Annotated in this window: 4 protein-coding genes; 2 read left to right on the top strand and 2 right to left on the bottom strand. The window is 33.6% G+C overall.

Annotated elements, in window-relative coordinates:
- Nucleotides 1–317 precede the first annotated feature (317 nt).
- Together Q0352_RS04905 and Q0352_RS04900 are read left to right on the top strand one after the other, a co-directional pair.
- Nucleotides 318–2,444, top strand: a complete 2,127-nt coding sequence (locus Q0352_RS04905) for a Tex family protein (protein WP_299524490.1) — start codon at nt 318–320, stop codon at nt 2,442–2,444.
- Between the two features lie 80 nt (nt 2,445–2,524).
- Nucleotides 2,525–2,839, top strand: a complete 315-nt coding sequence (locus tag Q0352_RS04900) for a GIY-YIG nuclease family protein (protein WP_299524487.1) — start codon at nt 2,525–2,527, stop codon at nt 2,837–2,839.
- 823 nt (nt 2,840–3,662) lie between these two features.
- On the opposite strand, the gene Q0352_RS04895 is transcribed toward Q0352_RS04900, so the two are convergent.
- On the bottom strand, nt 3,663–4,493 hold the full coding sequence (locus Q0352_RS04895; protein ID WP_299524484.1) for a BT1926 family outer membrane beta-barrel protein: 831 nt from the start codon (nt 4,491–4,493) through the stop codon (nt 3,663–3,665).
- Between the two features lie 81 nt (nt 4,494–4,574).
- The gene (locus Q0352_RS04890) at nt 4,575–7,247 is read right to left on the bottom strand and encodes a hypothetical protein (protein ID WP_299524481.1); all 2,673 of its coding nucleotides are present in this window, start codon (nt 7,245–7,247) and stop codon (nt 4,575–4,577) included.
- Between the last annotated feature and the right edge of the window lie 482 nt (nt 7,248–7,729).

The following is a 7,729-nucleotide window of genomic DNA, read 5'->3' as shown; positions in this document are numbered from 1 at the left end:
GTCATTCCTGCGCAGGCAGGAATCTATAGAAAGTTTATTGCAATTCAAATTACAACGCATGGATACCTGCCTTCGCAGGTACAACAAAACTATATTCTTTTATCATATTAGAGATAGACTACCTAGAAAATGAAAAAAAGTTCAGTTACTTTTTTAAAAAGCTCAGTTACTTATTTTAAAAGCTCAGTTACTTTTTTGAAAAGCTCCGTTACTTTTTTAAAAAGCTCCGTTACTTTAAGTGAAAATTGTTATTTGTAGGTTTCTGTATGTTTAAAAACATTAGAAACAATATATTTGTGTTTTCTAATACTTAGCCAATGCAATTACTAAACTTTATAAAGTCACAAACAAATCTTCCTTCAAAATCTATTGAAAACACCATTCAACTTTTAAATGAAGATTGCACTATTCCGTTTATTTCGCGTTATAGAAAAGAGCGTACAGGTAATTTAGATGAAGTTCAAATAGGTGATATTGTAAAATTTAAAACACAGTTTGAAGAGTTAGAAAAGCGAAAAGTGACAATTTTAAAAGCGTTAGAAGAACAAGAAGTTTTAACGGAGGAATTAAAATCAAAAATTGAAGCCACAACCAACATAACAACATTAGAAGATATTTATCTTCCTTATAAGAAAAAACGTAAGACAAAGGCTGAAACTGCTCGTAAAAACGGGTTAGAGCCGTTGGCTAAAATGATAATGAGTCAACGAGTGAATGATTTGGAATATACAGCTTCAGAATATGTAAATAATGAAGTTGAATCTATTGAAGACGCACTAGAAGGCGCTAGATTTATTATTGCAGAATGGATAAATGAACGTACAGATATTAGAAACAATATTCGTTATCAGTTAGAAAAATTTGCAAGTATTACAACCAAAGTTGTAAAGGCAAAAAAAGAGGATGAAAAAGCACAAAAATATAGCGGTTATTTTGAATGGTCAGAAAGTTTAAATCGCTGTCCGTCGCATCGATTTTTAGCAATTTTAAGAGCAGAAAAAGAAGGCTTTATTCGCGTAAAAGTTGAAATTGACAATGAGCGTGCGTTGGAGAAAATGGAAGCCAGCATTATTAATTCCAATAACGATTGTGCTTTTCAAATTAAATTAGTGATTCAAGATGCTTATAAACGTTTGTTATTTCCGGCGCTATCAAATGAAATTTTAAATAGTTCAAAAGAAAGAGCAGATGAAGAAGCAATTAAAGTTTTTGCGAAAAACTTGCAACAATTATTGTTAGGCGCTCCTTTAGGTGAAAAAACAATATTGGCTATAGATCCAGGGTTTAGATCTGGGTGTAAAGTAGTTTGTTTAAATGCACAAGGTGGGTTAGAGTATAATGAAACTATTTATCCTCACGCACCTCAAAATGATGCTATTGGCGCCATGAAAAAGATAAATTCATTAGTTGATGCTTATAAAATTGAAGCAATTGCTATTGGAAATGGCACGGCATCAAGAGAAACGGAACAGTTAATTCGGAAAATGAGATTTAGTAAAGACGTTGAGGTTTTTGTGGTTAGCGAAGCGGGAGCAAGTATTTATTCAGCTTCAAAAATTGCTCGTGACGAATTCCCTAATTATGATGTCACTGTTAGAGGTTCAGTTTCAATAGGTAGAAGATTGGCTGATCCGTTGGCGGAATTGGTAAAAATTGATGCAAAATCTATAGGAGTTGGGCAATATCAGCACGATGTTGACCAAACTAAATTAAAAACTTCATTAGATACGGTTGTAGAAAGTTGTGTAAATTCTATAGGGGTCAATATCAATACGGCAAGTGTTTCTTTGTTGAGTTACGTGTCAGGTATTGGGCCGAAATTGGCTGAGAATATTGTAAATTATAGAGATGAAAACGGTGCGTTTACGTCAAGAAACGAAATTAAAAAAGTAGCACGTTTAGGAAACAAAGCGTATGAGCAAGGAGCAGGTTTTTTACGAATTAAAAATGCTAAAAACCCTTTAGACGATTCCGCGGTACATCCTGAAAGTTATCCGATTATTGCAAAAATGGCAAAAGATGAAAAATGCTCAATTTCTGATTTGATTGGAAATAAAGTAGTACTTCAAAAAATAGAACTTCAAAAATATTGTACGGGAACTATTGGTTTGCCTACGTTAAAGGATATTATTTCTGAATTGGAAAAACCAGGATTAGATCCTCGTAAAAAGGCAAAAGTATTTACGTTTAACCAAAATATTAGAACCATAAATGATTTACACGAAGGACAATTATTGCCAGGCATCGTGAATAATATTACCAATTTTGGTTGTTTTGTTGATATTGGAATTAAAGAAAGCGGCTTGGTACATGTTTCCAATTTATCCGATAAATTTGTAAGTGATGTAAGTTCAATAGTAACTTTGCATCAACAAGTTATTGTTAAAGTTTTAGAGGTGGATGTTGCTCGTAAACGCATACAATTATCTATGAATTATAAATAAATTGTTCGAATTAGTGTATAATAACATTAGAAAAAGAATGAATATGTCATTCCTGCGTAGGCAGGAATCCAAAAATAGCTATGAAAACAAATCACCAATATTTCGTTTATCTATTAGCAAGTAAAATAAGAGGTACTTTATACATTGGAGTAACAAATGATTTACAAAGAAGAGTTTATGAGCACAAGAAAGCAATTATAAAAGGCTTTACTCAAAAGTATGGGGTAAACAGATTGGTTTATTTTGAAGCCTTTCAAGATGTAAAAGAAGCTATTGAACGAGAAAAGAATTTAAAAAAGTGGAAACGGGCTTGGAAAATTAAATTAATTGAAACTGATAATAGTAATTGGGTCGACTTATCAGTTGATTGGTATGATGATGTTTTGCGTGATTAGTATGGTTTCCTACCTTCACAGGAATGACGTATTGCTGCGATTCAGGATGACAGTTCCAATTGTTAATGGATTATAAGTAATTTTCCTTGTCATTCCTGCGTAGGCAGGAATCTATAGCATTATAATTGTTTGTTTGTCTTTTTTATTTTGGTGTTAATGATAAAGTCTTGCGCACTTATTTAAGGCTTGTATGGATTCCTGCCTTCGCAGGAATGACGTATTGCTGCGATTCAGGATGACAGTTCCAATTGTTAATGGATTATAAGTAATTTTCCTTGTCATTCCTGCGTATGCAGGAATCTATAGCATATAATTGTTTGTTTGTCTTTTTTATTTGTGTGTTAATGATAAAGTCTTTCGCAATTATTTAAGGCTTGTATGGATTCCTGCCTACGCAGGAATGACTGTACAATGTGAAATAGAGAGGGTTCTTTTACAGGCTCAGGATTACAGTGCAATGGAAAAGTCTTGCGCTCAGGATGACAGAGTTGCTGCTTTTTATTGATGCTTAAAGAAATTACTAAGGTGTTTTTTAAATTTACTAAGGAGAAAAAATTATTTACTAAGTAGTTTTTCAAAATTGCTAAGGAGTTTCACAAATTTGCTAAAGAGATTTTAATAAATAGCTAAGGAGTTTTTCAAAATTGCTAGGTCAATTTTACGTTAAACCAACCGATTGATTGTACTTAAATTATTAGTAAAATTTAACTAGTGACAAGTTTTATGTTTAATTACTGGTTTTTTTTCTTGATACTAGAAAAGTTAAAGCATAAAAAAAGGGTTGCTTTCGCAACCCTTAAATCAATTTTTATTTACCTACAAATTAAAATTTGAACCCAAGTTTGAAAGAAAATTGGGCAAAGAATGATGTTGTATTTGTGTCTGCTTCTAGTTTAATCATACCATCTGCTGGTGATTTTACACTAAATGCATAGTTATAAGAAACTGGTTTGATTTCGAAACCAAAGAATACATCTTTAGCTACGTAATAATCTACACCTGCAACTGCTTGTATTCCAAACGCCGTAATATCAATGTGGCGTGCAGTTAAATCAGTAATGTTTACATTACCGTTGTCAGCGACAGTTATAGTTGGATCAAATAATGATCTTCTTGCATAATCAAATGGTAAAGCAACTCCTACATAAGGGAATAACCTATCATTTTTTGTATTAAATAACCATTGAACTCCTAGTGTAGCATTTGCATCAACACGTTCATCAGCAATTACTGCATTGTACCCTTGAATAATAGTGTTTCCATTTACATCTATTACAGCTGGTATAGCTAGTTGTGATGGCGTATTACGAAAAATAGCTCCACCACTTAAAGTAAGGGCGAATTTATCTGTAACGTAATATCTACCTTCAGCACCTACCATATTACTAATGTAGTTAGAGTTTGCATCTACGTCATTTGCGTAGGGTGCAATACCTGAAACAGAACCGTTAGAACTTGGTACTTGTAGACCTCCATTTAGAAATGCGCCTCTACCAAAAAGCATGGCAGCAGTAAAATCTCCTTTCTCTGGTGCATATTTAACAACATTGCAAGTATCACTACTTTTACAATTTGATTTTGAATCTTTACTCTGCGCATTCGCACTCGTAAGTGAAATGAGAAGGATAAAGCTTAATATTAAATATTTTTTCATATGTCTTAGTTCTTTAAGAATTAAAAATTTGTTTTATAAAGGGCTGCCTAAACAGCCCTTATATATTTCACTTAAAGAATCTTAGTTTCCTAATGCCTCATTTAATAAAGCTAAGTAACCATCAGCTTCAATCATTTTGGCTGCTATTTCAGCATCTAAATCAGCTAATTGTATCATTTGATTATCAATTGCAGCTTGTAAATTTTCAACAGAAACTTCACCTAATGCAATTTGTGCAGCTTTTATAGCTAAGTATGCTGGAGCTCCATCAATAACAGCTTGAGCAGTAACAATAGCAGCATCAATAGCAGCTACAGAACCAGAACCTTCAAACATAATAGTGATAGCTAAAGCACTTGCTTCAGTAGTTAATACCGCTTTTTCAGCAGTTAATACCGCAATCTCATCAGCAATTTCTAATATTCTTACTTGTTGTGCAGCATATAAAGGTGTTGCAACTAAAGCTTCATATTCAGCAGTTAATGCAGCAATATCAGCAGTTAATCTTACAATTAAGATATTGATTTCAGATATCATATTGTTAGCTGTAACTAAATCTCCTTCTGCAGTTGCTAATTGTGCTTCGTACATTGGTACAGTTGTAGCCAAATGAGTTGCTAAAGCAGCATCAGCAATTAGGTTTGCAATTTCAGCATTCCATAAAGCAGCATATAATGTTGTAGCTGTTGAAACTGTAGAGGTAACGATAGGGGTTCCTAAAGTAGTTCCTAAAGCAGTAACAGCAGTATTAACGGCACTCTGTGGAGCAACAATAGCAGCAATTTTATTAGCTTCTAAAAGTTGTGCAGCATCTAATAAATTCAATTCATCTTCATAAACTGCTTTTAAATCATCATATATTAATTGTTTAGCAGCTAAATCTACACCAAAATTGGCTTGAGCATCAAGAGCATTTATTTCAGCAAGCTGTGCATCCCAAAGTACTGAATATGCATCTGCATCACCTGTAGCACCATCTCCAAATACTGGAGGGTTATCAAATATATCTTCATTACCTAAAGCAGTAGAAGCTAAATTCATTTGAACTAAGTTACTATATGAAACATCATCCAATCCTACTTCAATAAAGTAAGTTTCAGTGTTTCCAGCTAATGGATATGCAGTTACATAATCACCTTGTGTTATAGTACCATTACCAAGAATAGCAAGTTCTGCAACACCATCAATTGTTGCTTGTTGTGCAGTATCAATTGTAAGTGGAGTATAAGTATCTTCAGGTCCTGCTCCAACAGGTGCAACATCATTATAAGTCCAAGATGCAACTCTAACATAAGAAGTTGTAGCAGCTCCAGAAGCATCAGTATGCGTACCTAATACAGTATCACCTAAAACAACAGATACAGCTGGTAAAGTATCTTCCCAATAGAAACCACCATTTACAGTAGTACCACCTTCAAAACGGTCTCTCCAAAGTTCATAGTTAGCAATTGCAGTAGTAACACCAGCTTGTGCAGTAGATACTGCAGCTCCAGTAGATGTTACTAAAGCATCGACAGCTACAATACCACCATCATAAGTTATTTGTGCAGCATTTAAATCATTTGCAGCAGTTTGTAAAGAACCTTCTAAACCAGCAATGATACCTACTAAAGTAGTTAAAGCAGCAGTTGCGTCAGCTTTTTCTAATTGAGCATTAAATAAAGCAGCATATAATGTTGTAAGAGTAGAAGGAGCATTACCAGCAGAAGGAGCACCTAAAGAAGTTCCTAAAGCAGCTTCAGCTGTAGTTATAGCACCACCAGCATTAGTTTCAGCTGTTGCAGTAGTAGAGACAACACCTCCAAGTGTTGTAGTAGTACCATCATAATTAGCAATAGTAGTATTTAAACCAGGAATAGTAACAGTAGAAAGTGTAGTAGCTGATGTTGTATAAAAAGCTAAGTTTCCTTCTAACCCAGAAATAGGGGCAGCAGTTTCTGAACCATCACCTTCTAAAGTTAATAATAAAGCTTCATAGTCCGTTTGAAAAGCATCAAAAGTACCAGCAGCAGCAATATCAGTGTCTATTTGAGTATCTTCATCTAATAACGCTTGAATTTCTGCTTGTTTAGCAGTTACAGCTGCATTAGCTGCATCAAGTGCTATTACCATAGCATCATAATCGCCTAAATATGCATTTGCTCTTACAATATATTCTTCATTAGCAATAACGCTTGCTTCTTTTGCAAGAACGTCTCTTTCTAAATTAGCTAAATAAACTGCCCAAGTCATTTCTGCATTTGTAGCAGTACTTTGCATGAATAATTGGTTGTCTGCAATTGCTTGAGTTAATGTCAATCTCTCACCTCTTAGAGCGGAAAGTTGACTCATAGCAGTTGCATAATCAGTAGCATGTCTTCCAGCTTCAGCATTCGCAGCTGTTCTGATAGCATCAGCAATTTGCGCTAAATCTTGGTCAAATTGTGCTTGTGCTAGTAACATTGCTATTCTAGCTTCTTCAACAGCTAAATCTGCAGCAGCTCTAGCTTCTTCTAGCTCAATTATAGTCATTGCCGTGTAACGAGCTGTAATTGCAGCAAGTTCATCAGCAGCAGCTTGTTCAGCATTTGCTTGAGCTGTTAAATAAGCAGCCTCAGCATTTTGTACCGCACTTTGTGCAGCAATTAAATCAGCTTGTGCAGCATAGATAGCTTCTACAGCAGGGTCTACGTCTGTATCAATACAAGATGTAAAACTGATACTAAATAGGGTAGTTAGCAAAAAGGCTAACGACAATTTTTTTAAGTGTTTCATTTTTTTACTTTTTAATTAATATTCTTTTTAATTTGAAATAGGTTAATAAACTTCTGTTATTACAATTAGTAAGCAAAACTACATATATAATTTCTATTATGCAATTATTGAATTGGGAAAACATTCATTTTTTTAGATAAATTAGAATTATTTATTTGTATTTAATTTTAAATAATTGAATACCAATTGATTGTAAATATACATTTTTTATTTTTAAACTCCTTTAAGTAGTTGATTTGTTATTAGTTAAGTTAAAATAATGCTGTTTTATAGTGTTTTTCTTCTTTATTTTTGTTTTTTTTTAATTATAATTTAATAAATTAAGCTTAAAGGTATGATAATACTACCTTTAAGGTCTAATTATTTAATAGGGGTGATTTTTGGAAGTTTGTGAGAGATCCTTCGCTGCATTCAGGGTGACGGTGTGATTGTCATTCCTGCGCAGGCAGGAATCTATAGAAAGTTTATTGCAATTCAAATTA

The organism is uncultured Lutibacter sp., from assembly GCF_937891065.1.
Lineage (GTDB): Bacteria > Bacteroidota > Bacteroidia > Flavobacteriales > Flavobacteriaceae > Lutibacter.
This window is presented reverse-complemented; position numbering and strand designations above follow the sequence as displayed.